Below are 22479 nucleotides of genomic sequence, written 5' to 3'. Positions count from 1 at the left end.
CCGCCGCGTCCTAGCGGGCGACTCCGTATGGCAGCAGTGCCATCTCGCGCGCGTTCTTGATCGCCCGGGCCAGCAGTCGCTGCTGCTGGGCGGTGACTCGGGTGACGCGGCGGCTGCGGATCTTCCCCCGGTCGGAGACGAACTTCCGCAGGAGGTCGGTGTCCTTGTAGTCGATATAGGTCACGCCCGCCTGGTCCAGCGGGTTCGGCCGGTTCTTCGCCGGCTTGCGGTCGGTCGAGCGGGGCATGGCGGGGTCAGACCTCCAGGAGGGTGTCAAAGGCGGGCGGCAGCCGTTTCCAGGCGGCGCGCCCGGCGGCATACTCGGCATCGGTCAACAGGCAGGACTCCAGCAGCCGTTCGAGCCCGTCGCGGTCGAGGCCGGGGGACGTGAAGACGAGGTGCTGGCAGCAGTCGCCGTGCTCCGGGTGCCAGTCCAGCGCGGCGGCGGCCCGGCGCACCGGCGGGACCAGCTCCCAGGCCGCGTCCGGGAGCGAGGCGAGCCACGGCCCGGCGCTCTCCACACAGAGGGCGCCGCCCGCCGCGTCCCAGTGCAGCAGCACGTCGGGCTTGTCGGCGAGCCAGAACCGGCCCCGGCTGCGGGCGGCCGCGCAGGTCACGTCCTCCAGGGCCGCGTACAGCCGCTCGGGATGGAAGGGCCGCCTGCGGTGCCAGACCAGCGTGGTGACGCCGTGGGCGTCGGCCTCGGCGGGCAGCAGGGCGCAGGCCGGGTGCTGGGCGGCGGCGGCCGCCTCCACGTCGAAGCCGGCGAGGGCGGCCCGGGCCAGCGGGGAGTCGGGCGCAGGGCCCGCCGAGTCCCCCGGAATGCCGCCCGGCAGGGGGACTCGGCGGGCTGTCGGGTGGAGCTGCGCCAGCAGCTCGCGGTCCTCGTCGTCGGCCTCCGGAGAGTCGACGACGGCGAGGACGGGGGCGTACTCCAGCTGCCGGGCGAAGGTGTCGGCGACCGTACGCTGGTCGGTGGCGGCCGCGGCGAGGCCGGTGTCGGCGAGGTCGTCGCCGTTGCCGAGGTACGGCAGCAGGAGCGCCGGGTCCACGGCGGTGATCACACCGGTGACCGTGAGCCCGCCCGCGACGACCACCTCGGCCATCGCCTTGGGCTCGACGGAGTCCCACAGCTCGACGATCGCGAGCCGGTTGACGCCGTCGGCGGCGAGCCTGCGCAGCTCGGGCACCAGGTCCTCGCGCAGGGCACAGCAGGCGCAGTCGTTGACCAGGGGCGTCTCGCCCTTGGACAACGGACCGGTGGCGTCCCGGACGGTCCGTACGACCATGCCGTCGGCGGCCGTCGAGAGGTCGTGGTGGAGGACGACGGCGCCGGGGACGTCGGCGAGCAGCCTGGCGACGGTCTGCCTGCGGGCGTCGGCGTGCAGCCCGCCGACGATCACGACGGGGAGCGGGGCGGTGGGGAGCGGGGCGTCGGGGAGCATCAGCCCTGCCGCCTTCCGTACCGCCGCTCGAAGCGCTCCACGCGCCCGGCGGTGTCCAGGACGCGGGCGGTGCCGGTGTAGAAGGGGTGGCTGACGTTCGAGATCTCGACGTCCACCACCGGGTAGGTCTGGCCGTCCTCCCACTCGATCGTCTTCTCGCTCGTCATCGTCGAGCGGGTGAGGAAGGCATGGTTCGCGGCACGGTCACGGAACACGACCGGGCCGTAGGCGGGGTGGATTCCCTTGCGCATGGCGGCGTTTCAGCGCTCCTCTCGGAAGTCGACGTGCCGGCCGGCGACCGGGTCGAACTTGCGCAGGGTCATACGGTCCGGGTCGTTCCGGCGGTTCTTGCGGGTCACGTATGTGTAGCCGGTCCCTGCGGTGGACCGGAGCTTGATGACCGGACGGAGTTCGTTGCGTGCCATGACTGCTACATTACTGAAAATGAATCCCATTAGCACTAATCTTTGACACGAGAGGTACGTCACCATGTCCGCCCACTGCATGCTGACCGGCGCCCAGCCCGGCTTCGGCAACCGCATCTCGCACTCCCACCGGCGGACCTCCCGCCGCTTCGACCCGAACATCCAGACCAAGCGCTACTGGCTGCCGAGCGAGAACCGGCACGTACGGCTCCGGCTGAGCGCCCGCGCGGTGAAGACGGTCGACACGATCGGCGTGGAGGCGGCCGTGGCGCGCATCCGCGCGCGGGGCGTGAAGGTCTGACGGGGGCGAGGCACCGATATGGCGAAGAAGAGCAAGATCGCGAAGAACGAGCGGCGGCAGGAGACCGTCGCCCGGTACGCCGCCCGCCGGGCCGAACTGAAGGAGATCGTCCGGCGGCCGTCCAGCACCGAGGCCGAGCGTCTCGCCGCCCAGCGTGAGCTGCGCAGGCAGCCGCGCGACGCGAGCGCCACGCGCGTGCGCAACCGCGACCAGGTGGACGGCCGACCGCGCGGCTACTTCCGCACGTTCGGTCTGTCCCGCGTGAATCTGCGGGAGCAGGCCCACAGCGGATACCTGCCTGGCGTACGCAAGTCCTCCTGGTGAGTCCTGGTAGCTTGCCGCTGTCGATCGGGCGAACGGGCGGCCGACCTCCCTAGAGCTCGACCCCCCTAGAGCTTGGGAGCGTTGCGGTGACCACGGCTACGGCGAGAACGGCTACGACGCACATGGCTACGGCTGCGCGGCACGCGGAGACGGCTACGGCCGCGCGGCACGCGGAGACGGCTACGGCCGCGCGGCACGCGGAGACGGCTACGGCCGCGCGGCACGCGGAGACGGCTACGGCTGGGGTGCACATGGAGACTGCTGCGGCGCGGGGCGCATCGGCCGTGCGGCCGGCCGTACGGATCATGGCCGCCGCCGCGGGGCTGGTGGGCGCGCTCGCTCTGACCGCCTGCGGCAGCGGCGGCGGCTCCGGCGGCGGCTCTTCGACCACCCCATCGGGCACGTCGTCCGCGGCGGCGACTGCCACGTCCGGATCGGACGGCGCCACGGCATCGTCCGACGCGCTGCAGGGCAGTTGGATCACCACGAGCGGTGGCAAGATCGTCGCCCTGGTGATCACCGGCAAGCAGGCCGGGCTCTTCGAGACCGGCGGGTCCATGTGCAGCGGGACCGCCGGTGAGAAGGCCGGGATGCGGATGATCCACCTCAGCTGCACGCGCGGCAGCAAGGACCGGGTCACCGGAATGGTCGACTCGGTCAGCAAGAGCGGCATGCAGGTCACCTGGTCCGGAAAATCCGGCGAGGAGACCTACACCAAGGCGGAGGGCGGCAAGCTGCCGTCGGGGCTGCCGACGGCGAACCTTGGGCAATAGGGGCAGCGGGACCGTGTCCGGCGGCTGAGGCGCGCTCCGGCCGGTCGTCGCGGGCCGCTGCGAAGGCGCCGTGAAGGGGTCAAGGGCGGGGGCGGGCGCGCGACACCCGGGCGGGGGCGTGATGATGCGTGGGACACCGCCACGACCTCGATGGGGATCTGCTCATGCGCGCCATTCCGCTCACCGTCACGGCCCTCGCCGCCGCCCTCGCCCTGACCGCCTGCGACGACGGCAACGCCGGCTCCAGCGGCAAGAACAGCTCGGCCTGCGAGATCGGCAAGGTCTCCGTCCAGGTCGGCTCCGCGAGCGTCGCGCCGGCCGCGGGGGACACCGGGGAGGTGCCGGTGAGCCTCACGAACCAGAGCGCGCCGTGCACGCTGGACGGCTTCGCCGGCGTGACGCTGAAGGCGGGCGGCACCTCGGCGACGGTGCCCACCCAGTCGGGCGCCAAGTCCGACAAGCTCAAGCTCGCCAAGGGCGACTCCGCGACGTTCTCGATCACCTACGTGCGCGCCAAGGACGGCGACAAGGCGAGCCTCGCGGCCACGTCGATGACGGTGTCCCTGCCGGGGAACGACGCGACGCAGAGCTTCCCGTGGAAGTACGGCCCGGTGGCGGGCAAGGGCTCCGCCGACAAGCCGAACGCGACGGTGGGGGCGTTCCAGCAGGCGGGGGACTGATCCTGGGCGGCCGGGTGGGTTAGGCCGCGCGATGGGCCTAGGGCAGTTGGGAGCGCGAGCGGACCTGGGCCCGGTCCGCTGCTCTCGTGCCCTCTGTCCAGCCTGCCTCGTCGGTCACTCCGCGCAGGCGGGTCGTGGTGGTCTCCGGGAACATCCGCTCCATGCGGTCGGTCACGGCCATCTCCCTCGTGGCCAGGACCGGCAGCAGGTCCTGGGGCGCCTCGGTCTGGGTGACGGCCGCCCGCGCGGCGGCCGTCAGCCGGTCACCGACCCGGTGGGCGTACGCCGCCAGGAAGGACTGGCGGAACGTCTTCGTACGCTTCCGGCCGCCCGCCCGCTGCGCCGCCTCCGCCTTCGTCATCGCGTGCGTGGCCTGCACCAGCAGCGAGGTGTAGAGCAGCTCGACCGCCTCCAGGTCCGCCTCGAAGCCGACGACCGTGGAGCAGGCCAGCGGCTCGTTCCACACCGCCCGGCAGTGGTTGGCCGTGGCGACCGCGTCCAGCAGCACCGCCTTGGCCTGCTCGTACGGCGGCTCGACCCCGATTCTGCAGGCCCCGGGCGCGTCCGGCGCGGGCGCCCCCACGGCCAGCAGCGCCTCGTCGACGCTGTGCCGGGCCATCAGCTCCTGCGCCTTGGCGCTGAGCGCCTCCGCCTCCTCCGGGTAGCCGGTCGCCTCGGCCTTGGCGAGCAGCGCGCGGATCCGGGTGAGCATGCGGGACTCCGGCCGGTGCGCGTCCGCGCGGGGCCCGGGGTCGTCCAGGGGCTCCAGGGTGGGCAGCCGCAGCAGCAGCCGGTACAGCTCCAGGACAGTGGTGGCGTGCGAGAAACGGTCGCCCACGCGCGCGTGGCCCTCCGGCAGCGCGTCCAGCTGCGCCTTCCAGCGGCGGCCGCGCGGCCGGTCGTCCGGCGCCTGCGCCCGGATCAGCCCGGCGGCGAGCCGGACGTGCGGGTCGTCCAGCTCGCGCCGCACCAGTCGTACGACGTCGGCGGGCTGCCAGCCGCGCCGCCAGGCCGCCGCGATGAACTCCCGGCCCCGGCGTCCGAGTTCCGTGTCCGCGCCGGAGTCGGCCGCGAGGAGGGACGCGCCTGTGTCGAGGCCGGAGTCGGTGCCGTCGTACAGGGCGCTCCGGAAGGCTCGGTCGACGGTGCTGGGCTGGCTGCTGGTCACATGTCGATCGTGCCACGCGGCACCGACAGCGTTTCAGCGGCCGTCCACACCCTGTGGACAACCGTCCGGCGGCCGTCGTCCCAGGCACCGGAATTCGCTCGCACGCGCGCGTAGCCGCCCGGAGCATGGCCGGCATGGTGGACATGTCTCTCTACGGGGCCTTCCTCGTCGCTGCCTCGCGCTCTGTGTCACTCCTGGCCCGGACATGATGTTCACAGTGGCGGTCGGCGCCCGGGGCGGCCCCCTGACCGGGGTGACCGCCGCCGTGGGCGTCGTGTGCGCGACGTTCGTGCGTTCCGGAGCGGCGGCGGTCCGGTCGGGGCGGGCGGTACGGCGGACTCGGGGCGGCGGCGGGCCTTCTGGCGGGGCGCCGTCACCAACCCGCTCAACCCCAAGGTGATCCTCTTCAACGCCTCCGTCCTCCCGCAGTTCGTGAACCCGGAACTGAGCCACGCGGGCGAGCAGTTCCTCCTTCTGGGCAGCACGATCACGGTGATGGGCGTCTTCGTCGACGGCTCGGTCGGACTGCTCTCCGGAAAGCTCGGCGCGCTGCTCGCCCGCAGCCGGAGGGTGTCCCGGGGGCTGGACAACTTCAGCGGGACGGTGTTCGCGGGGCTGGCGGTCCGGCTGGCGGCAGCCCCGAAACAGAGGTGTCAACCGATGGTTGACATCCCCACGCTGTCAACTTACGGTTGACACATGGCGACCAACCCGAACATCACGGCATCCGTACGCCTCGACGACCTCATCGCGGCGATCAAGACGGTTCATCCCGAACCCCTCGACCAGCTCCAGGACGCGGTGATCGCCGCCGATCACCTGGGCGACGTGGCCGACCACCTGATCGGTCACTTCGTCGACCAGGCCCGGCGCTCGGGCGCGTCCTGGACCGAGATCGGCAAGAGCATGGGCGTGACCCGGCAGGCGGCCCAGAAGCGCTTCGTGACCAAGGAGTCGACCGACCTCGACCCCAGCCAGGGCTTCAGCCGCTACACCCCGCGCGCGAAGAACGCGGTCATGGCGGCCCACAACGAGGCACTCGCGGCACGCAACCCCGAGGGCCGCCCCGAGCACCTGGTCCTCGGCCTCCTGTCCGAGCCGGACGGCATCGCGGCGAAGGCGATCGTCGCGCAGGGCGTCCTGCTGGACACCGTGCGCCAGGCGGCAACGGCCGCCCTCCCGCCGGCCGCGGAGAACGTCCCCGACCTCATCCCCTACGGCCCGGAGGCCAAGAAGGCCCTCGAACTCACCTTCCGCGAGGCCCTGCGCCTCGGCCACAACTACATCGGCACCGAACACCTGCTGCTGGCCCTCCTCGAACACGAGAACGGCGAGGGCGTCCTCAACGGACTCGGCATCACCAAGCCGGCGACCGAGGAGTACATCGCCAAGGCGCTGGGCGTGTGGATGGAACAGCGGAACGCGGTGACGGAGGCAGCGGGCGCGGCGGAGACGGACGAGACGAAGGCGGAGGGGACGCAGGGGGTGAAGGAGGAGGGGACGGGCTGAGCGGGGGCGAGGGCCGCACACCATTAAATCCGCAGGTCAGAGCCATTGTCAGTGCCGGGTGCCACACTCGCAGCATGACCGACCGGTGGGCTCTCGCTCCGGCCGAGGACGGTGGCGTGGATGTCGCCCCCCTCGGTCCGGACGGGCTGCCCGCCGGGCCGGTGCGGCGGGAGTCCGATCTCGCCGGGGCGGTCAGGGGCCGCCCGGAGGTCACACGCTGGGTGTGGCGGTCGACCGCCGAGGTCTACCCGCGTCTGCTCGCCACGGGGGTGCGAGTAGAGCGGTGCTACGACATCGAGGACGCCGAGACGCTCCTGCTGGGCCACGAGGGACGGTCCGGTGAGCCGCGCTCGGCCGCCGCCGCCCTGGCCCGCCTCCGCGGCGGCCCCGTACCGTCCGATCCACCACCGCGCTCGGCCGAACCGGGCGCGCAGTCCCCGCTGTTCGAGCCGCAGGGCACCGCCCGCCTGACGCTCGACGAACTCCTCGTGGTCTACGCCGAGCAGCAGCGCCGGCACGACCGGGCCGAACACCCGGACCGGATGCGGCTGCTGACGGCCGCGGAGTCGGCGGGGATGCTGATCGCCGCCGAGATGAACCGCGCGGGCCTGCCCTGGAGCGCCGAGGTGCACCGCGAGGTGCTGCGCGAACTGCTCGGCGAGCGGTACGCGGGCGGCGGCGAGCCCCGCCGGCTGGCCGAGCTGGCGGACGAGGTGTCGGCCGCGTTCGGCAGGCGGGTCCGCCCGGATCTGCCGGCCGATGTGATCAAGGCCTTCGCCCAGGCCGGGATCAAGGTGAAGTCCACCCGCCGCTGGGAGATCTCCGGCATCGACCACCCGGCGGTGAAACCGCTCCTCGAATACAAGAAGCTGTACCGGATCTGGGTGGCGCACGGCTGGACCTGGCTCCAGGACTGGGTGCGCGACGGCCGGTTCCGGCCCGAGTTCCATGCGGGCGGCACGGTCACCGGGCGCTGGGTGACCAACGGCGGGGGCGCGCTACAGATCCCCAAGGTGATCCGGCGGGCCGCGGTCTCCGACCCCGGCTGGCGGCTGGTCGTCGCGGACGCCGACCAGATGGAGCCACGGGTGCTCGCGGCGATCTCCCGCGACCCCGGGCTGATGGAGGTCGCGGGGCGGGAGACCGACCTCTACCAGTCCGTCTCGGACCGCGCCTTCTCCGGCGACCGCCAGCAGGCCAAGCTCGCGGTCCTCGGCGCGGTATACGGCCAGACCTCGGGCGACGGCCTGAAGAACCTGGCCGCGCTCAGACGCCGGTTCCCCAGAGCGGTGGCCTACGTCGACGACGCGGCGCGGGCCGGCGAGGAGGGCCGGCTGGTGCGGACCTGGCTGGGCCGGACCTGCCCTCCGGCGGCCGGTGCGAGCGACGGCGCGGAAGAGGGGGGCATGCCCCAGGGGGAGCCGGAAGAGCATGCGGCCGACGGCTGGGTGCCGGGCTACGCGTCCACCAACTCCCGTGCCAGAGGCCGCTTCGCACGCAACTTCGTCGTCCAGGGCAGCGCTGCCGACTGGGCTCTGCTGATGCTCGCGGCGCTGCGCCGGACCTGCGCGGACATGGCGGCCGAGCTGGTCTTCTTCCAGCACGACGAGGTGATCGTGCACTGTCCCGAGGAGGAGACCGGGGCGGTCGTGGCGGCGATCCGGGAGGCGGCCGACCTGGCGGGACGGCTGACGTTCGGGGAGACGCCGGTCCGCTTCCCGTTCACGACGGCGGTGGTGGAGTGCTATGCCGACGCGAAGTGATCAGTCACCGGCCGACAGCAGCTCGCGCAGCTCCACGAGGACGTTGGGCTCGTCCGTGCCGTCCAGGGCGGCCAGGGCCGCGCGCCAGACGTCGTACGCCTCGCTCATACGCCCCTGCTCGCGCAGGAGCAGACCGAGCTGGTGGCGGGCGAGACCGCCGCTGTAGCGGTCGGCGCGGGCGTCGGCGCGGTCCAGGAGTTTCGGCGCACTCGTGGTGGGCGCGGTCGGTGCGGCCGAGGCCGCGCAGGGCGCGGACCAGACCGAGCCGGGTCTGGGACTCGCCGTGCCAGTCGCCGTGGCGGCCGAGGATGCGCAGGCTCTCCTCGAAGTGCGTGGCGGCCGCCGCCGGTTCGCCGAGGGCGAGATGGGCGTAGCCGATGTTGCAGTGCGCGGAGTGCTGCACGATGACGGCGCCGATGGAGTCCCCGATCGCCAGTGAGCGCCGGTGCTGCTCGATGGCGGCGCGGGGGTCGGTGTGCTCGTAGAGGTTGCCGAGGTGGCTGTGGGTGACGGCCTCGCCATAGGGGTCGTTCAGCTGCCGGGAGTACTCCAGGCTCTGCCGCAGCGCCTCGCCCGACTCGTCGTACCGTCCGAGTCCTCCAGCAGCAGCCCCCGGTTGTTCAGGCTGCGCCGGATCCAGGACACCACGTCCAGCCGCCGCCAGAGGGCGAGGGCCTGGTCGGTCAGGGCGAGGGCCTCCCGCTGGCGGCCGGTCAGGAAGTGCAGCCCGGCGAGATCGCCCAGGGCGTAGGCCTCGGCGGCCTCGTCGCCCAGACGCCGGGCGGCGGCCAGGGCGGCCGTGCCGAGCACCTCCATCTCGGCAACCCGCCCGCTGCGCAGAACGTAGGGGAAGAGCAGCCGGACGAGCGTGGAGAGGTAGGCGCTGATGCGCGGGTCGGCCGTGCCGGCGTACCGCTCCACCAGGGCGACGATGTTCTCCAGCTCCAGATCGCCCCAGGCGAAGGCGTGCTCGGCGCCTCGAAAGGGGGCAAGGCGGCTGTGAACGGCTGGTGTTCGGGGGGCTGGGCGGCGGTGGGCCGGCGGCGGTCGCCCTGTTCGAGGCCGGGTTCGAGGATGGCGACGAGGGCGAGTTCGGCGACGGCGGCGAACCAGCGCAGGGCGGTGAGTGCGGCCTCGGTGCGGTCGGTCCCCGCGGCCAGTTCCCGTGCGAAGTCCCGTACCAGGTCGTGCGGGGTGTAACGGCCGAACGCGGTCTCCTCCAGGAGGGCCACGTCGACCAGCCGGTCCAGGGCGGCCTCGGCACAGCGCGCGTCGGTGCCGGTGAGGCGGGCGATCAGCGGGGCGCCGTAGGTGGGCAGGTCGAGGGCGCCGATGTGGCACAGGGCGAGGGCGGCGTCGCGGTCGGGTGCCCGGTCGGAGGCGGCGAGGGCGTCATGGGCGACGGCGAGGGAGCGCCGGACGCTCAGGTCGTCGTATTCCAGGTGCTGCAACCTGCCCTCCGTGGCGGCGAGCTGACCGGCAAGCACGTCGGGGGTGAGGGCGCGGCGCGCGGCCAGCCGGGCGGCGACCACCCGTAGGGCGAGCGGCAGCCGGCCGGTGAGGCCGACGAGCGGGTGACCGGCGTCGATCTCCTCCCGCCCGCTGACCGCGCGCAGCAGGGCCGCGCTGTCCTCGCCATCCGGGGACGCGAGAGGGTTCCGGTCGGCGGAGGTGAACGACCGGAACCCTCGTCCCGTTTCAGGAAGGCTGCCGGACGAAGGTCGCCGGACTCAGATGACGGGCGGGCGCCCGAGCCGGGTGAGCCGCCAGACCGTGCGCCAGCGCATGGGTCGGCGCTCACCGGCAGGTTCGCGCACCCCCTCCACAAAGCCCCCGAACCAGGCGCGCAGGCCGCCCGTCGAACGGGTGCGCAGAAGGGTGATCAGCGTCCACACGGCCAGGTGGACCGGGATCAGCGGCAGGGGCAGCCGACGCCGCGTCAGCCAGACCCGGTTGCGGGCGGTCACCCGGAAGTAGACGGCATGCCGGGCCGGCGAGGTCCGGGGGTGCTGGAGGAGCAGCTCGGGCGCGTAAAGGATCTTCCAGCCGGCGTCGGCGGCCCGCCAGGCCAGGTCGGTCTCCTCGTGCGCGAAGAAGAACTCGGCGGGCCAGTCCCCGGTCTCGGTGAGCATGGCCATGCGCAGGGCGTGTCCGCCGCCGAGGAACCCGGTGACATAACCCCCGCGCAACGGATCGGCGTTGCCGACGCGCGGCACGTGCCGCTGCTGGGTCTCGCCCTGCTCGTCCGCGATACGGAAGCCGACGATGCCGAGGCGGGGATCGGCGGCGAACAGATCCCGGACCTGCCGGAGCACCTCGACGTCGACGAGCACCCCGTCGTCGTCCAGTTCGACGACGACGTCCACGTCGCCGTACGCGCGCAGCCGGTCGAGGGCGATGTTGCGGCCGCCGGGGCAGCCGAGGTTGTCCTCCACGTCGACGGTGGTGACCTCCCCGGGCAGGTCGAGGCGGCGGGCGAACTCGGGGAGCCGGCAGCCGTTGCCGACGACCACGATGCGGGTGGGGGCGAGGTCCTGCTTGGCGATGGACCTGAGCAGGGCGTCGACTTCGTCGGGCCGGTTCCCCATGGTCACCACGGCGACGGCGATCCTCGGCTCCGCCATGCCCCTCACCCCATCCAGCCGACGGCGGTGTCCGCGCCCTGACACGCGACACTAGCCGTTAACCAAGATGTTGCCCCACATGCGGCCTCAGTCCTGACTTCGGTTTACTTCACAGCCCCTTTACGGTGATTTTCCCTGGGCGGGACGAACCTCTGACCCGGCCGCGACGTTCGGCCCGACGGATCCACGACCCCCCGTTCGGCCGACGCCTGCCGCGTCCGCTCGCACGACGCCCACGGACGCGGCGTTCAGCTGTCGTACGGCTGCGAGATTTCTCCCGAACCCTCGGGAGTGCTCATTGCGATGGAAATGCCGAGTGTTGCAGCTGATGCATAAATAAACTGGCGACGAACGCTGCGGGTGAATCACCCTCGCCGCCATCCGATACCGGTCGACCGGTCATCTCGGCTTCTTTCGCTGTCCTTTCCGCTTCCCTTCGGGCTTATGTCCACGCGGCAGATGCCGGGCGGAACGGCCCTTATCGTTCTGTCTTAGGCACTCCCGTACAACAAAAGCGATCGAGGGGGAAGATGTCCATTTTTCCGTCCAGCGAAATGGCCGCCGATGTCTTCGGCAGTTTGTTTACGGTATTGCTGGAGGACGAGGATTTTGTGGCGAGGGCCGGGCAGGAGGGGCTGTCCGTCCGGCTCGTCCACACGAAGCCCGACTGCGAGATCTTCGTGGCGCCGCACGGTGTCTTCGTCGGCGAGGAGGCGTCGCGGACGGCGACGATCACTCTCAGGATGTCCTGCGACACGGCCCACGCGCTGTGGCTGGGGCAACTCATGGTGCCCGTCGCCATCGCCACCGGCCGGCTCAGGATTCGCGGCAAGGTCGCCAAGGTGCTGGAACTGGTGCCGATGCTGCGGCCCGCGTTCGACCGGTACCCGGACATCGCGGCCGCCTCCGGCATCGGCGCGTGAACTGCCGCAGAGCACTGGTCCCGCCCACCGAAACAACACGTAAGGAGTGACATCCCACGTGAACACCGCTCTCTCCGAATCCGTCTCCGAAGCGGCACTGAACTTCGACGTACTGCCGTACGAGGTCGAGCAATTCAGGGACGTCGCGAAAAGCTTCGCCCGAAACGTCGTCGAGCCCCGCGTCCAGGAACTGGACCAGGCGCCGGCAGCGCACTTCGACTGGGAACTCGTCGGCCATGGCCACCGGATCGGCCTCACCCGCGCGGCGGTCCCGAAGGAATACGGCGGCATGGGTGTCGGAATGCTGGGCGTCGCCACCGCACTCGAGGAGGTGGCCGCCGTCTGCCCGGGCACGGCACTGGTCTTCGGGGCCACCCTGCTCGGCCAGGCACCGATCCTGCTGTCCGGCGATCCGCGGCTGCAGGCCCGCTTCCTGCCCCTGTTCTCCGGCGACGAGCCCGTACTCGCCTGCAACGCGGTCACCGAGGAGGACGCCGGCTGTGACCTGATCATCCCGTCCCAGGCCGAGCACGCGCGAAACGTCACGACCGCGCGCAGGGACGGCGACCACTACGTTCTGACGGGCCGGAAGCGGTTCATCACCAATGCGAAGGTCGCCGCGTTCGCCTCCGTGTTCGCGAACATGGAGTGCAGCCCTGGAGCGACCGGGCTCACCTCCTTCATCGTCCCTCTCGACCTTCCCGGCGTGGTCCGCGGACCCGTGGCGGACAAGATGGGATACCGCGCCTGTCTGGGCAGCGAGCTGGAGTTCCACGACGTGCGGGTGCCCGCCGAGTACATGATCGGGGGAGAGGGCGAGGGCATGGCCATCAACATGGCGCAGAGCAACATGGCTCGCGCCGCGGTGGCTGGCATCTCCACAGGTGTGGCACGCAGCGCCCTGGAGCGGGCGATCAGCTGGTGCGGTGAGCGGGTCCAGGGCGGGCGTCACCTCAAGGACCAGCAGTTCACGGCGGCGAAGCTGGCCGGCATGGCCGCCAGGGTCGACGCCGCCCGCCTGCTGTACCTGCGCGCGGCGGACAAGGTCGACAACGAGCTGCCGCCGCCGGTCTACGAACCGGCCGCGGCCAAGCTGTTCGCCGACCGGACCGCGATCGACGTCGCCGAGACGGCCCTCTCCCTGATCGGCGCACGCGGCTATCTGCGCTCCTACGGCGTGGAGAAGATGATGCGCGACGCCCTGGGCACCCGGATCTACGAGGGCACCCCCGAGGTCCTGGCCCTCGCCATCACCGACAGCCTCTACGCCGAGCAGGACGAGTGGTGAGCGCCGCCGGCCACGCCGCCGGCGCCGCCTCCCGCCGTTCCCCGGCCCGGGAGCAAGCCGGCACCCGGGACCCCCGCGCGCGGCGCTACGCCCGGGACATCATCAGGCTCCACGAGCGGCTCAGCTACCGGCGGCTGCCCACGGAGTTCAGGGGCGAGCCGCTCTCCCTCGTCGAGGACCCGCACGGCGCACTGGTCACCCTCACGGGCCGCGACAGCCAGTTCCCCTCCCGCTACCTCAAGGGGATTCTGGGGTTCCGTCTTGCCCAGTACCTCGGGCTGAACTGGATCTCCGCCGACGCGGTCCACCGGACCGCCGCGTTCCACGAACCGTTGCCGCACGCGCACGCCGTGGAGAACATCCACACCGTCACCCTGTGCGCGCGCTCCGGAAAGATCCGTGGATACGTGGGGCTGGCCTGCTCGGCGGACCCGGAGAGCCTGCCCCTCGACTCCGCGTGCCGTACCCCGTTCCCGACGGAGGCGGCCCACGGCATCGACCTGCTCAAGGGGTACGCGCGGCCCGGCCTGGGAAGCCACCAGGCCTTCGAGTTCAAGCGCTTCCTGCGTGACCAGACGATGCCGCGGGATGAGCAGTACACCCGCGTCCCCTGGCATCTCATGCTCGGCATCGGCGAGGCGGTGCTCGGGTTGGGCGACGGCGTGCGCATCGTGCTGGGCGATGCCAAGGAGCATGTCGCACTGCGCCATCTGCGGCTCGTCGGCTTCGATCTGCACGTCGTCGAGGGCACGTCGCCGTGCCTCGCCGCGTCGGACCCCATGTCGCCTATCTACCGGCAGACGGTGGTCGCCAAGCCGTTCGTCGCCCCGGTGCCGGCGGACATCCCCTGGTACCGCGATGTGATCCGCTCCTTCCTCGACGGCACGAGCGACCTGGCCTCGTGGCAGGCCGTGATCACCACTCTGGCCGCACGGAAGAGCCACACGGGACACCGTCCCGGCCCGTCACGAGGAGGGGCGCACAAGTGACGAACCACGACATGGATCCGCTGTCCGAGGCGATCGGAGGGCCCTTGGCGAAAGCCGAGTTCTACACCGAGCTGACCGCCCGTAACGCCGGCGTGGTGGCCGAAGCCGACCAGCGGGCCCTGTGCGCGGCCACCGTCCTGGTGGCCGGCTGCGGGTCGATCGGCGGTGCCGTCGTCGAGCCGCTGACGCGACTGGGCGTACAGAAGTTCGTCCTGGCCGACCCGGGAACGTACGAACTGAACAACCTCAACCGGCAGTCGGCGACCGCCGCCGACCTCGACAGGAACAAGGCCTCGCTGGCCGGGCAGCGGGTACGGGCGATCAATCCCCACGCCTCGGTCGAGGTCTTCACCGAAGGGGTCACCGGCCAGACCGTCGAGAAGCTGACGGCTTCCTGCCAGGTGATCATCGACGGGGTGGACGTCACCACCCCTGAGGGATGGCAGGCCAAACACCTGCTGCACCGCCACGCCGTCCGGCGGCGGCTGCCCCTGATCACCGGATGGGACATGGCGGGCACCCAGTACGTCCGCTGCTACGACTACCGCCGCATCCGCGAACCGTTCGCGGGCGCCATCAGCTCATGGGACGCGGACCGCCTCGGCATGTGGGAACTGCTCCGCCGTGCGGTGCCGTTGCGGCACGTGCCCACCGACATGCTGACCGAGATCCGGGCGAACCACACCCGGGCCGACTACAGCTTTCCTCAGGTCGCCTACACGGCCATGGCGTTCGGCGTGATCAGCTCCCACATGGTGGTGCGGCTGCTGGCCGGGCAGCGGGTGCGGCACGAGGTCCGTCTCGATGTGCACCAGAAGGCGAGGCCGCGCGGCGAACAGTGGCGCACCCGGGCGCGCCGGCCGGTGGAACTGGGGGCACTCCTGCCGGAACTTCTGCGGCTGCTCCGGAATCCCGGCGCGGGCCGGGCACCGGCGGCTGGGCGCGCCGGCCACGCGCCCTGACCTCCCGGCACTGAAGTGACGACCCCGGCCACGCGTTCACCGGCGACGAGCCGGGCGAGGACGCGCGGCCACCTGACCGCGCGCCGGGCGAAGCCGGGCCCGCTGCGGACCGCCGGGGCCGCGGTGCGGACCCGGCGTGCGGACCGGCAAGTCCCGGAGCGGACCCGGACCGCCGACCAGCAAATCCCGGAGCGGACCCGGACCGCCGACCAGCAAATCCCGGAGCGGACCCGGACCGCCGACCAGCAAATCCCGGAGCGGACCCGGACCGCGGAGGCATTCCGATCACGGAGGTGGACATGAGTGTTCCGACGCGGAACGTGTTGTGGACGTTCCTCTGCTGTGGCCTGGGAGTGGCCATGGTGTCGCTCGACAATCTCGTCGTCATCACGGCCCTACCGTCGATCCGGCTGGATCTCGGCGGGAGCATCCAGCAACTGGAGTGGACCGTCAACGCCTACACCCTCAGCTACTCGGTGTTCATGCTGACGGGTGCCGCTCTCGGCGACCGGTTCGGCCGACGCCGGATGTTCGGTATCGGAATGGGCCTCTTCGTCACCGCGTCGGCCGCGGCCGCGCTGGCCCCCGGTATCGGCGCCTTGATCGCCGCACGCGCCGTGCAGGGTCTGGGCGCCGCGCTGCTGATGCCGCTGAATCTGACGATCCTCACGGAGGCAGCGCCCGTGCGGCGACGCGGTGCCCTGCTGGGCGCGATGAGCGCCGTGGAGGGCGTCGCCATCGCGATGGGCCCGCTCCTGGGCGGAGCGGTGGTGGAGCATCTGAGCTGGCAGTGGATCTTTTGGATCAACGTACCGATCGGTGCCGTGGTGCTGCCGATCGCGCGGTGGAAGCTCACCGAGAGCCATGGACCCAGCCCACGGCTGGACCTGGTGGGCACCGCCCTGGCCAGTGTCGGACTCTTCGGGATCGTCTTCGGCATCATCCACGGCCATGCGGACCACTGGACCAGCTGGCGCGTCCTGGTGTCGCTGGCCGGCGGCGCGGTCGTGCTGACCGCCTTCGCCATCTGGGAGCTGCATACCGAACTGCCCATGTTCCCGATGAAGTTGTTCCGTCACCGGACCTTCAGCGCGATGAACGCCGCCGGGCTGCTGATGTTCGCCGGCATGTTCGGCTCGGTCTTCCTGCTCACCCAGTTCCTCCAGGGGCCGCGCGGCTACACGCCCTTGGAGGCGGGTCTGCGGATCCTCCCGTGGACCGCGGTGCCGATCTTCGTCGCGCCCCTGGTGGGGCTGGTCTCCGACCGCGTGGGCAGCCGGACCATCGTCGCGCTCGGTCTGGCCTTCCAGGCGATCGGACTTGGATGGATCGCCGCCCGTGTCTCGCCCGACGTCCCCTATCCGTCGCTCATCCCCGCACTGGTCCTGTGCGGTCTGGGCATGACCTTCTACTTCTCTCCCACCGCGAACATGGTGATGAGCGCGGTCGACGCCAAGGAGCGAGGCATGGCGTCCGGGACGATCAACGCGCTGCGCGAACTCGGCGGTGTGCTCGGTATCGCGGTGCTCGCCTCGGTGTTCTCCGCGCACGGAGACCTCACTACGGCGGACAGGTTCACGGACGGCATGATTCCGGCGGTGTGGACCGGTGTCGCGCTGATCGCGTGCGGAGCACTGGCGGTCCTGCTGGCACCCCGGCGCCCCCGCGGCGGCCCGTCCGCCGAACCAGAACCGGCCGAGCCGGGATGCGTGGGCGACCTGGTGTGAGGGCTCACCCGTCGCAGGTGTGGGAGAAACGCACCTGGGCCGTCCGGAGAAGGGGGAAAAGCGGTGAGCTCACCGATCCGAGTCCTGCTGGTGGACGACCGGTCCATCGCCCGCACCGGAATCCGGTCCGTCCTCGACGAGGACGGTGGCATCGAGGTGGTCGGCGAAGCGTCCGACCGTACGAGCGCGGTGGGAAAGAGCAGTGAACTGCGACCGCATCTGCTGCTCGTCGGTGCCCCGACGGACACGGCCGATGCCCTGGAACTGGTCGATGAACTGTCCGCGCGCTGCGGCGGCAGCGGTCCCGGCGTCCTGCTCATGACCTATGAGGAGAGCCTGTGTGTCCGGCGCGCTTTCCGGGCCGGCGTGAAAGGCGTCGTTCTCCAGCGCGCCACCCCGGGGCAGTTGCTCTCGGCCATCCATGTCGTGGCGGCCGGCTACCGGATCTTCTTCGACGAGGGCGTACTTCCGGGGCGCGGCGACGGCCGGTTCCCCGAAGCAGCGGAAATCCAGAGCATCCCGACGGCGGATGGCACGGGATTCGATTTGCTGACCCGGCGGGAGAGGGAGGTTTTCCGGCTGCTCGCCCAGGGGCTGAGCAACACGGAGATCTCCGAGCTGCTGGTGCTGAGCGAGAACACGGTGAAGTCACATGTGCAGCGACTGCTGGAGAAACTGAACCTGCGCAATCGAGTGCACGCGGTCATCCATGCCTATCGGACGGGCCTGATGACGTCGCCCGCCCCGGATCACGGACCATGGCGGCCCGACAGACCTCGGCGGGCCGACGAACACTCTCCGTACGGCTCATGAGTCAGCCCCTCGGCGTGAGTTGCCCGCGGAGCGGCCGGAGCGCTCCGGGGGTGCTCCAGTGAGCCTGCGGTGCCCCGCGCGAGCCCCGTTGGGCGCATCGCGCTCAACAGGGCTCGTTCCAGCGGTTGTTGTCGAGGTCACTCACTCGATTCGAGGAGGAAACCCCGTCCGTTGGCGGTCCGGATGCGCAGCCCGAGGGAGACCACCTTGCGCCGGATTCTCATGATGTTCAGGTCCAGGGCGTTCTGGCTTGCCGTTCCACGCCGGGCACGGAGCACCGCGATCAGCTCGTGCCGGGCCACGAGAGTGCCGAACCTCTCGACCAGCGGCTGCAGCAGCTCCATCTGGGTGGGTGACACAGGCACCATCCGGCTGCCGTACCGGAGCAGCCCGTCCTGATCCAGGACGGGGATCACGTCCAGGTCCGCTCTGGCCCGCAGTGCCGCGACCCGGGCGGCGAAGTCCGCTCTGCTGACCGGCGCCCGGACCCAGTCCTCCCGCGAGTCGCTCGGTATCGGCGGAGTCGCGCCGTTCTCGACCACGAGGAGGCGGAGGATCCCCCTGCGCCGCAACTGCTCCAGTTCCTGCACCTCGACCGGCCAGCGCAGGACACGTACCTCCTGTCTGGCTGAGAATAACTGGCCCTCACCGTATTGCGGCACGAATTATCCTCCCCTTTCAATCATGGCAAAAGAATGCATAGCCCTGTTCGTGTCGCTCCCCTGTGGCATTACTACCTCACTATGCAGGACGTCTAAGCGTGGCTGCAACAAGCAAATAGGGAGGTCACCGCCCCGATTATCTTCATACGATAAGACGGACGGCAGGCCGCTGATACTTCTAATCGTTCCTTCGGCGGTCTCCCGGGCCTGACCGAATCTCATGAAAAAGGGTGAAGCATGAAGCGTATCCAGCGAGTAGATTCTTCGAAGAAATCGGTCGGAATATGAAGGCGCTGGGAAAGGCCACGGAAAAGGCCGAAGCCCTTCTCACCACCGGGGAATTACTGATCGCCATCATGGCGCTGGTGCCGGCCGGGCTCGCCCGAGTCCCGTGCGGCACACCGGAGAACCTCCCGCCGGCAGCGTCAGGCACGAGACATGACCACCGCGCGGAAGGAATCCGTCATGCTGCCCGCGACCACTGAAGCGAACCGGCCCGACGTCGGCCGGCGCACACCCTCAGACGCCGAGGTCGTGGTGACAGGCCTCGGAGCCACCACCCCGCTCGGCGGCGATGTTCCGTCCAGCTGGGCGGCGCTGCTGTCCGGCCGGTCCGGAGTGTCCCGTCTGGACACCCCCTGGGCCGAGCAACTGCCCGTCCGTATCGCTGGAGGCATGTGCGAGGACCCCGGCTCACGCCTTGACCGTGTCCAGCGGCGGCGGCTGGACCGCAGTCAGGCGGCCGCGGTGGTGGCGGCCAAGGAGGCGTGGACGAACGCCGGCGCGCCCGCGGTCGAGGCCGAACGGCTCGCGGTGGTCGTGGGGACCGGCATCGGCGGCGGGCTCACGCTCCTCGAACAGGACGACCGGCTGGAGGAGCGGGGCCCGCGTGCGATCTCGCCGCACACGGTGCCCATGCTGATGCCCAACGGCAGTGCCGCCGCGGTCGGCCTGCTGTTGGGGGCAAGGGCAGGCACGCATGCCCCGACCAGCGCCTGCGCGTCCGGAGCGGAGGCGCTGGCGGTCGGCATGCTGCTGATCCGGTCCGGTCGCGCCGATGTGGTCGTCGCCGGGGGCACGGACGCCTGCCTGCACCCCTTGGCGCTTGGCGCGTTCGCCCGGATGCGTGCCCTCTCCTTGCGAAATGACGCCCCTGACCTGGCGTCCCGGCCGTTCGACCGGGAGCGCGACGGGTTCGTCATGTCCGAGGGCGCGGGCATGGTCGTACTGGAGCGCGCCGAGTTCGCGAGGGCGCGCGGAGCACACGTGCACGCGTCCGTGTCGGGCGCCGGCGTCACCTCCGACGCGTACGACGTGACACTGCCCGCCGCCGAGGGCCAGAAGCGGGCCATCGGGGCGGCGTTGAGGGACGCCGGCCTCGTGGGTGCCGACATCGACCATGTGAACGCGCATGCCACCGGTACGTCCGTGGGCGACCTCACCGAGGCCGAGGCCGTGCAGGAGGCCGTGGGACCGCATCCGGCGGTCACCGCCTGTAAGTCCGCCACCGGGCACCTCCTGGGTGCCTCCGGCGCGGTCGAGGCCGTCTTCACCGTCCTCACCCTGCTGCACGGCCTGATTCCGCCGGTCCGCAACCTGGACAAGGCGTCGGACGGGATCGAACTGGACCTGGTGTCCGGCACACCGCGGCGGACCCCGGTCCGGGCCGCTCTGTCCACGTCCTTCGGTTTCGGGGGACACAATGTGGTGCTCGCCTTCACCCGGTAGCGCGCGTCGAGGTCACCGGGGGCGGAGGACCGGCGTCCTCCGCCAGGGGCGAGCGGGGCGAGCAGCCGTCACAGGGCGCCGACCCGGTCCCGGCAGGACATGAGAAGGCGTGCGACCGACGCCGGATGGGTGACCTGCGGACAGTGGCCCGCGTCTTCGATCACCGTGACCGGCGTGTCCACAGGCTCGGCCAGCGGATCCGCCGACCCGACGACGAGTTCCACGGGCAGCCGCAACTCCCGCAGCGCACGGCACAGTTCCTCGCGCTGCCCGTGGGCCGTGCGAGCGGCGGCGACCACCCGCCGTGAAGCCCCCGCGCGCCGCAGGTCCAGCGCGAGGGCTTCGAGCCCGGGGCCCTCGGGCAGCCCGAGTGAACGAGCCAAGCGGGACACGGGAGTCACGCGCAGCAGTGGTACGGCCAAGGGCGATCGCAGCAGCGCGGAGGACGGTCGCTGGAGGAAGGCCGGCGCGACCAGGACGAGGGCCGCGATTCGGTCGGGCCTCGCCGCCGCGTAGCGCAGTGCGGGGCCGCAGGCGAGCGAGTGCGCCACGAGTACCGGCCGGGTGTCCACCGGGCGCAGCAGTTCGGCCAGCCAGTCCTCCAACGCCCGCTCGCCCGGTCCCGACCTGCCGAAGCCGGGCAGATCGGCCGCGAGCGAGGGGGCGTCCAAGTGGTCCGCCGTCCCCTCCCAGGCATCGGCGTTCAGTAGGAGGCCGTGCAGAAGTACGTATCCGGGGCGCCGACGTTCCCCCGTCACCCAGGTCCGGCTGCCTCCCACGCTATGGAAACCGTAGGGGCGACGGCACGGGCCGGAGCGGCCGAAGCGGGTGGCGACCAGGTCGTCGGCCCACTGGCGCAGAGCCGCGGGCGCGGGCGGCATGGCCAGTTCGCGGGATGCGGACAGGGCACGGGCGGAGGCCGTGTCGTAGCGGTCGGTCGACAGGAACGACACGGTCTCCGGGTCCGCCCGGGTGATCACGCGGGGCAGCCTGCGCAGCAGACCCACGGGAATCGAGCGGCGCGGAGCGCGCACCCCCATGTGCTCCGCGAACAGGCTTACCATCTGCGGCAGTTCGGGAGTGGAGTCGTCCAGCACCCAGTAGGCGCGGCCCGCGCTCTCGTGGTGCTGCGGAAGCGCGGCCAGGAACTTGACGAAGTAGTCCAGGGCCACGACCGGAAGGAAGATGCCGGGACCGCCGGGCAGGGCGCGCAGCCGCCCCTGCCACAGCTCGGAGACCACCGTGGCCAGCCCGATGTACTGCCCTGGCCCGATCACCGTACCGGGATTGGCGATGCTCAGCGGAACACCAAGTTCGCGGGAGCGGGCCCGCACCGCCGCGTCGCCTTCCTGCTTCGACGCCTCGTACGCGCCGTGCCGACGGTAGTTCGGCGGCCGCCCGTCCGCGGCTGCCATGCGGTAGCCGCTGATGTGCACCACCCGGCGCAGCACCGGCAGGCTCGCCGCCCACTCGACAACGTGCACGGCGCCGGTCACGTTGACCGCCCTGGCCTCTGCCGCGTCGATGCCGAACGCGAAGCGCGCGGCGGTGTTGTAGACGTCGCGCACCCCGGACAGCCCCTCCTCGGGCAGACCGAGACCGGGGACGGTGACGTCGGCCCGGACCACGGTCAGCGCGGCCCGGTCCACCCTCTGCCCGTCGAGCCACTCGGTCAGCCGGTCACCCGAGCCGCGCACCGCGGCCGCGACGTGGTGGCCCCTGTGCAGGAGCTCCGCCACAAGGGAGCGGCCGATGAAGCCCCCAGCGCCGAAGACGATCGAGTCCGAGAGCATGCTGTCTCCTTGCCCGGGCCGCAATGCCACGCCAGTGCCCTGGGAACCGTGCCAGAGGCCCCGTCCGCGGAGCCTCTCCACCGTACCGAAACAACAGGGGCGAGAAGGACGAACCATTCCCACACCACACGATCGGGACGCACAGCGGTGACGGCACCTCGAACGCGAGCGCCCCTCGTCCGCCTGGGCCAGGACAGCGGGGAGCCAACGCCACCGGGAGCGCGCGAGCCGGACAGGGCCGGTCACTCCCGCGAGGCCGCGAGGCCGACGGTCAGCCCGTCGTCCCGGATCAACTCGGCGCGGCACGTCGCGAAGTAGCTGGTGTTCAGCATCCCGTACAGGTGGCCGGAGCCGCCGTCGTCGACCCAGGCCGCGCAGCCTCCGACGGGCCCGGCGGAGGCCCCGGAACCTCGGGAAAAATAAAACCCCAGGTCAGAAGCGCGACCTGGGGTTTCACTGGAGCCGCCTTCGGGATTCGAACCCGAGACCTGATTCCGTTGGCGAAGTCGCTGAGTGTGGTTGTGGGACATTCGTGACGCTCGCCCACCAGGGGTGGGTGGGGCCTGTGTTGGGGGCGGACTG

At 71.3% G+C, this 22479-nt stretch carries 22 protein-coding genes and 1 pseudogene; 14 read left to right on the top strand and 9 right to left on the bottom strand.

Going from position 1 to position 22479, the window contains the following annotated elements; genetic code table 11:
- Positions 1 to 10 precede the first annotated feature (10 nt).
- From rpsR to rpmG, 4 genes are read right to left on the bottom strand one after another with little or no spacing between them, the layout of a single operon-like run.
- The gene (gene rpsR, locus ABTY98_RS38215; protein WP_352225749.1) at positions 11 to 247 is read right to left on the bottom strand and encodes a 30S ribosomal protein S18; all 237 of its coding nucleotides are present in this window, start codon (positions 245 to 247) and stop codon (positions 11 to 13) included.
- A gap of 7 nt (positions 248 to 254) precedes the next feature.
- A complete protein-coding gene (locus tag ABTY98_RS38210) occupies positions 255 to 1445 on the bottom strand; it encodes a CobW family GTP-binding protein (protein WP_352225748.1) in 1191 nt (396 codons plus the stop codon).
- Positions 1445 to 1696 carry a type B 50S ribosomal protein L31 gene (locus ABTY98_RS38205; protein WP_352225747.1) on the bottom strand — a complete coding sequence of 84 codons (252 nt, stop codon included), beginning with the start codon at positions 1694 to 1696 and terminating at the stop codon, positions 1445 to 1447. Before ABTY98_RS38205 ends, ABTY98_RS38210 begins: the two co-directional genes overlap by 1 nt.
- A gap of 9 nt (positions 1697 to 1705) precedes the next feature.
- On the bottom strand, positions 1706 to 1870 hold the full coding sequence (gene rpmG, locus ABTY98_RS38200; protein WP_184594658.1) for a 50S ribosomal protein L33: 165 nt from the start codon (positions 1868 to 1870) through the stop codon (positions 1706 to 1708).
- 64 nt (positions 1871 to 1934) lie between these two features.
- On the opposite strand from rpmG, the gene rpmB reads away from it, so the two are divergent.
- From rpmB to ABTY98_RS38180, 4 genes are all read left to right on the top strand, one after another.
- The gene (gene rpmB, locus ABTY98_RS38195) at positions 1935 to 2171 is read left to right on the top strand and encodes a 50S ribosomal protein L28 (RefSeq protein ID WP_142194001.1); all 237 of its coding nucleotides are present in this window, start codon (positions 1935 to 1937) and stop codon (positions 2169 to 2171) included.
- 18 nt (positions 2172 to 2189) lie between these two features.
- Positions 2190 to 2495: a 30S ribosomal protein S14 gene (gene rpsN / locus ABTY98_RS38190; RefSeq protein ID WP_352225746.1), complete on the top strand. Its 306-nt coding sequence runs from the start codon at positions 2190 to 2192 to the stop codon at positions 2493 to 2495.
- Positions 2496 to 2746: 251 nt separating this feature from the next.
- The gene (locus ABTY98_RS38185) at positions 2747 to 3268 is read left to right on the top strand and encodes a hypothetical protein (RefSeq protein ID WP_502994455.1); all 522 of its coding nucleotides are present in this window, start codon (positions 2747 to 2749) and stop codon (positions 3266 to 3268) included.
- 164 nt (positions 3269 to 3432) lie between these two features.
- Positions 3433 to 3948 (top strand): DUF4232 domain-containing protein, encoded by a 516-nt coding sequence (locus ABTY98_RS38180; RefSeq protein ID WP_352225744.1) that lies wholly within the window; start codon positions 3433 to 3435, stop codon positions 3946 to 3948.
- A 37-nt stretch (positions 3949 to 3985) separates the two neighbouring features.
- On the opposite strand, the gene ABTY98_RS38175 is transcribed toward ABTY98_RS38180, so the two are convergent.
- Positions 3986 to 5116 carry a DUF2786 domain-containing protein gene (locus tag ABTY98_RS38175; protein ID WP_352225743.1) on the bottom strand — a complete coding sequence of 377 codons (1131 nt, stop codon included), beginning with the start codon at positions 5114 to 5116 and terminating at the stop codon, positions 3986 to 3988.
- A gap of 276 nt (positions 5117 to 5392) precedes the next feature.
- Here ABTY98_RS38175 and ABTY98_RS38170 point away from each other — a divergent pair, with 276 nt between their 5' ends.
- The 3 genes from ABTY98_RS38170 (at position 5393) to ABTY98_RS38160 (ending at position 8388) form a co-directional block, all read left to right on the top strand.
- Positions 5393 to 5812, top strand: a complete 420-nt coding sequence (locus ABTY98_RS38170; RefSeq protein WP_352225742.1) for a LysE family translocator — start codon at positions 5393 to 5395, stop codon at positions 5810 to 5812.
- Positions 5813 to 5815: 3 nt separating this feature from the next.
- The gene (locus tag ABTY98_RS38165; protein ID WP_352225741.1) at positions 5816 to 6625 is read left to right on the top strand and encodes a Clp protease N-terminal domain-containing protein; all 810 of its coding nucleotides are present in this window, start codon (positions 5816 to 5818) and stop codon (positions 6623 to 6625) included.
- A 74-nt stretch (positions 6626 to 6699) separates the two neighbouring features.
- Positions 6700 to 8388 (top strand): bifunctional 3'-5' exonuclease/DNA polymerase, encoded by a 1689-nt coding sequence (locus tag ABTY98_RS38160; protein ID WP_352225740.1) that lies wholly within the window; start codon positions 6700 to 6702, stop codon positions 8386 to 8388.
- On the opposite strand, the pseudogene ABTY98_RS38155 reads toward ABTY98_RS38160, so the two are convergent.
- Positions 8389 to 10049: pseudogene (locus ABTY98_RS38155) on the bottom strand (tetratricopeptide repeat protein); the annotation flags it as partial. It abuts the gene before it with no gap.
- 69 nt (positions 10050 to 10118) lie between these two features.
- The gene (locus ABTY98_RS38150) at positions 10119 to 11012 is read right to left on the bottom strand and encodes a glycosyltransferase family 2 protein (RefSeq protein WP_352225739.1); all 894 of its coding nucleotides are present in this window, start codon (positions 11010 to 11012) and stop codon (positions 10119 to 10121) included.
- 554 nt (positions 11013 to 11566) lie between these two features.
- Here ABTY98_RS38150 and ABTY98_RS38145 point away from each other — a divergent pair.
- From ABTY98_RS38145 to ABTY98_RS38120, 6 genes are all read left to right on the top strand, one after another.
- Positions 11567 to 11935: a hypothetical protein gene (locus tag ABTY98_RS38145; RefSeq protein WP_352225738.1), complete on the top strand. Its 369-nt coding sequence runs from the start codon at positions 11567 to 11569 to the stop codon at positions 11933 to 11935.
- A gap of 58 nt (positions 11936 to 11993) precedes the next feature.
- The gene (locus ABTY98_RS38140) at positions 11994 to 13223 is read left to right on the top strand and encodes an acyl-CoA dehydrogenase family protein (RefSeq protein WP_352225737.1); all 1230 of its coding nucleotides are present in this window, start codon (positions 11994 to 11996) and stop codon (positions 13221 to 13223) included.
- On the top strand, positions 13220 to 14212 hold the full coding sequence (locus ABTY98_RS38135; protein ID WP_352225736.1) for a hypothetical protein: 993 nt from the start codon (positions 13220 to 13222) through the stop codon (positions 14210 to 14212). The genes ABTY98_RS38140 and ABTY98_RS38135 overlap by 4 nt, the downstream gene beginning before the upstream one ends.
- Positions 14209 to 15174: a HesA/MoeB/ThiF family protein gene (locus tag ABTY98_RS38130; RefSeq protein WP_352225735.1), complete on the top strand. Its 966-nt coding sequence runs from the start codon at positions 14209 to 14211 to the stop codon at positions 15172 to 15174. The genes ABTY98_RS38135 and ABTY98_RS38130 overlap by 4 nt, the downstream gene beginning before the upstream one ends.
- A gap of 299 nt (positions 15175 to 15473) precedes the next feature.
- Positions 15474 to 16901, top strand: coding sequence for an MFS transporter (locus ABTY98_RS38125; RefSeq protein WP_352225734.1), 1428 nt, complete (start codon positions 15474 to 15476; stop codon positions 16899 to 16901).
- 63 nt (positions 16902 to 16964) lie between these two features.
- Positions 16965 to 17714, top strand: coding sequence for a LuxR C-terminal-related transcriptional regulator (locus ABTY98_RS38120; RefSeq protein ID WP_352225733.1), 750 nt, complete (start codon positions 16965 to 16967; stop codon positions 17712 to 17714).
- A gap of 137 nt (positions 17715 to 17851) precedes the next feature.
- On the opposite strand, the gene ABTY98_RS38115 is transcribed toward ABTY98_RS38120, so the two are convergent.
- Positions 17852 to 18376 carry a winged helix-turn-helix domain-containing protein gene (locus ABTY98_RS38115; RefSeq protein WP_352225732.1) on the bottom strand — a complete coding sequence of 175 codons (525 nt, stop codon included), beginning with the start codon at positions 18374 to 18376 and terminating at the stop codon, positions 17852 to 17854.
- Positions 18377 to 18814: 438 nt separating this feature from the next.
- Here ABTY98_RS38115 and ABTY98_RS38110 point away from each other — a divergent pair, with 438 nt between their 5' ends.
- Positions 18815 to 20104 (top strand): beta-ketoacyl-[acyl-carrier-protein] synthase family protein, encoded by a 1290-nt coding sequence (locus ABTY98_RS38110; RefSeq protein WP_352225731.1) that lies wholly within the window; start codon positions 18815 to 18817, stop codon positions 20102 to 20104.
- A 68-nt stretch (positions 20105 to 20172) separates the two neighbouring features.
- On the opposite strand, the gene ABTY98_RS38105 is transcribed toward ABTY98_RS38110, so the two are convergent.
- Positions 20173 to 21897 (bottom strand): alpha/beta fold hydrolase, encoded by a 1725-nt coding sequence (locus ABTY98_RS38105; protein WP_352225730.1) that lies wholly within the window; start codon positions 21895 to 21897, stop codon positions 20173 to 20175.
- Positions 21898 to 22479 lie beyond the last annotated feature (582 nt).

Origin of the sequence: Streptomyces sp. NPDC096040 (assembly GCF_040303265.1) — a bacterium.
Classification (GTDB): Bacteria; Actinomycetota; Actinomycetes; order Streptomycetales; family Streptomycetaceae; genus Streptomyces.
Note: the sequence above shows the minus strand (reverse complement) of the source record. Positions and strands in the feature narration are given on the sequence as shown.

Excerpts from the sequence above, each read along its gene's own strand:
- ABTY98_RS38210 (WP_352225748.1), bottom strand. The coding sequence starts at position 1,445 with ATGCTCCCCGACGCCCCGCTCCCCACCGCCCCGCTCCCCGTCGTGATC.
- ABTY98_RS38110 (WP_352225731.1), top strand. The coding sequence starts at position 18,815 with ATGACCACCGCGCGGAAGGAATCCGTCATGCTGCCCGCGACCACTGAA.
- rpsN (WP_352225746.1), top strand. The coding sequence starts at position 2,190 with ATGGCGAAGAAGAGCAAGATCGCGAAGAACGAGCGGCGGCAGGAGACC.
- rpmG (WP_184594658.1), bottom strand. The coding sequence starts at position 1,870 with ATGGCACGCAACGAACTCCGTCCGGTCATCAAGCTCCGGTCCACCGCA.
- rpmB (WP_142194001.1), top strand. The coding sequence starts at position 1,935 with ATGTCCGCCCACTGCATGCTGACCGGCGCCCAGCCCGGCTTCGGCAAC.
- ABTY98_RS38205 (WP_352225747.1), bottom strand. The coding sequence starts at position 1,696 with ATGCGCAAGGGAATCCACCCCGCCTACGGCCCGGTCGTGTTCCGTGAC.
- ABTY98_RS38165 (WP_352225741.1), top strand. The coding sequence starts at position 5,816 with ATGGCGACCAACCCGAACATCACGGCATCCGTACGCCTCGACGACCTC.
- ABTY98_RS38180 (WP_352225744.1), top strand. The coding sequence starts at position 3,433 with ATGCGCGCCATTCCGCTCACCGTCACGGCCCTCGCCGCCGCCCTCGCC.
- ABTY98_RS38145 (WP_352225738.1), top strand. The coding sequence starts at position 11,567 with ATGGCCGCCGATGTCTTCGGCAGTTTGTTTACGGTATTGCTGGAGGAC.
- ABTY98_RS38105 (WP_352225730.1), bottom strand. The coding sequence starts at position 21,897 with ATGCTCTCGGACTCGATCGTCTTCGGCGCTGGGGGCTTCATCGGCCGC.
- ABTY98_RS38185 (WP_502994455.1), top strand. The coding sequence starts at position 2,747 with ATGGAGACTGCTGCGGCGCGGGGCGCATCGGCCGTGCGGCCGGCCGTA.
- ABTY98_RS38125 (WP_352225734.1), top strand. The coding sequence starts at position 15,474 with ATGAGTGTTCCGACGCGGAACGTGTTGTGGACGTTCCTCTGCTGTGGC.
- ABTY98_RS38150 (WP_352225739.1), bottom strand. The coding sequence starts at position 11,012 with ATGGCGGAGCCGAGGATCGCCGTCGCCGTGGTGACCATGGGGAACCGG.
- ABTY98_RS38160 (WP_352225740.1), top strand. The coding sequence starts at position 6,700 with ATGACCGACCGGTGGGCTCTCGCTCCGGCCGAGGACGGTGGCGTGGAT.
- rpsR (WP_352225749.1), bottom strand. The coding sequence starts at position 247 with ATGCCCCGCTCGACCGACCGCAAGCCGGCGAAGAACCGGCCGAACCCG.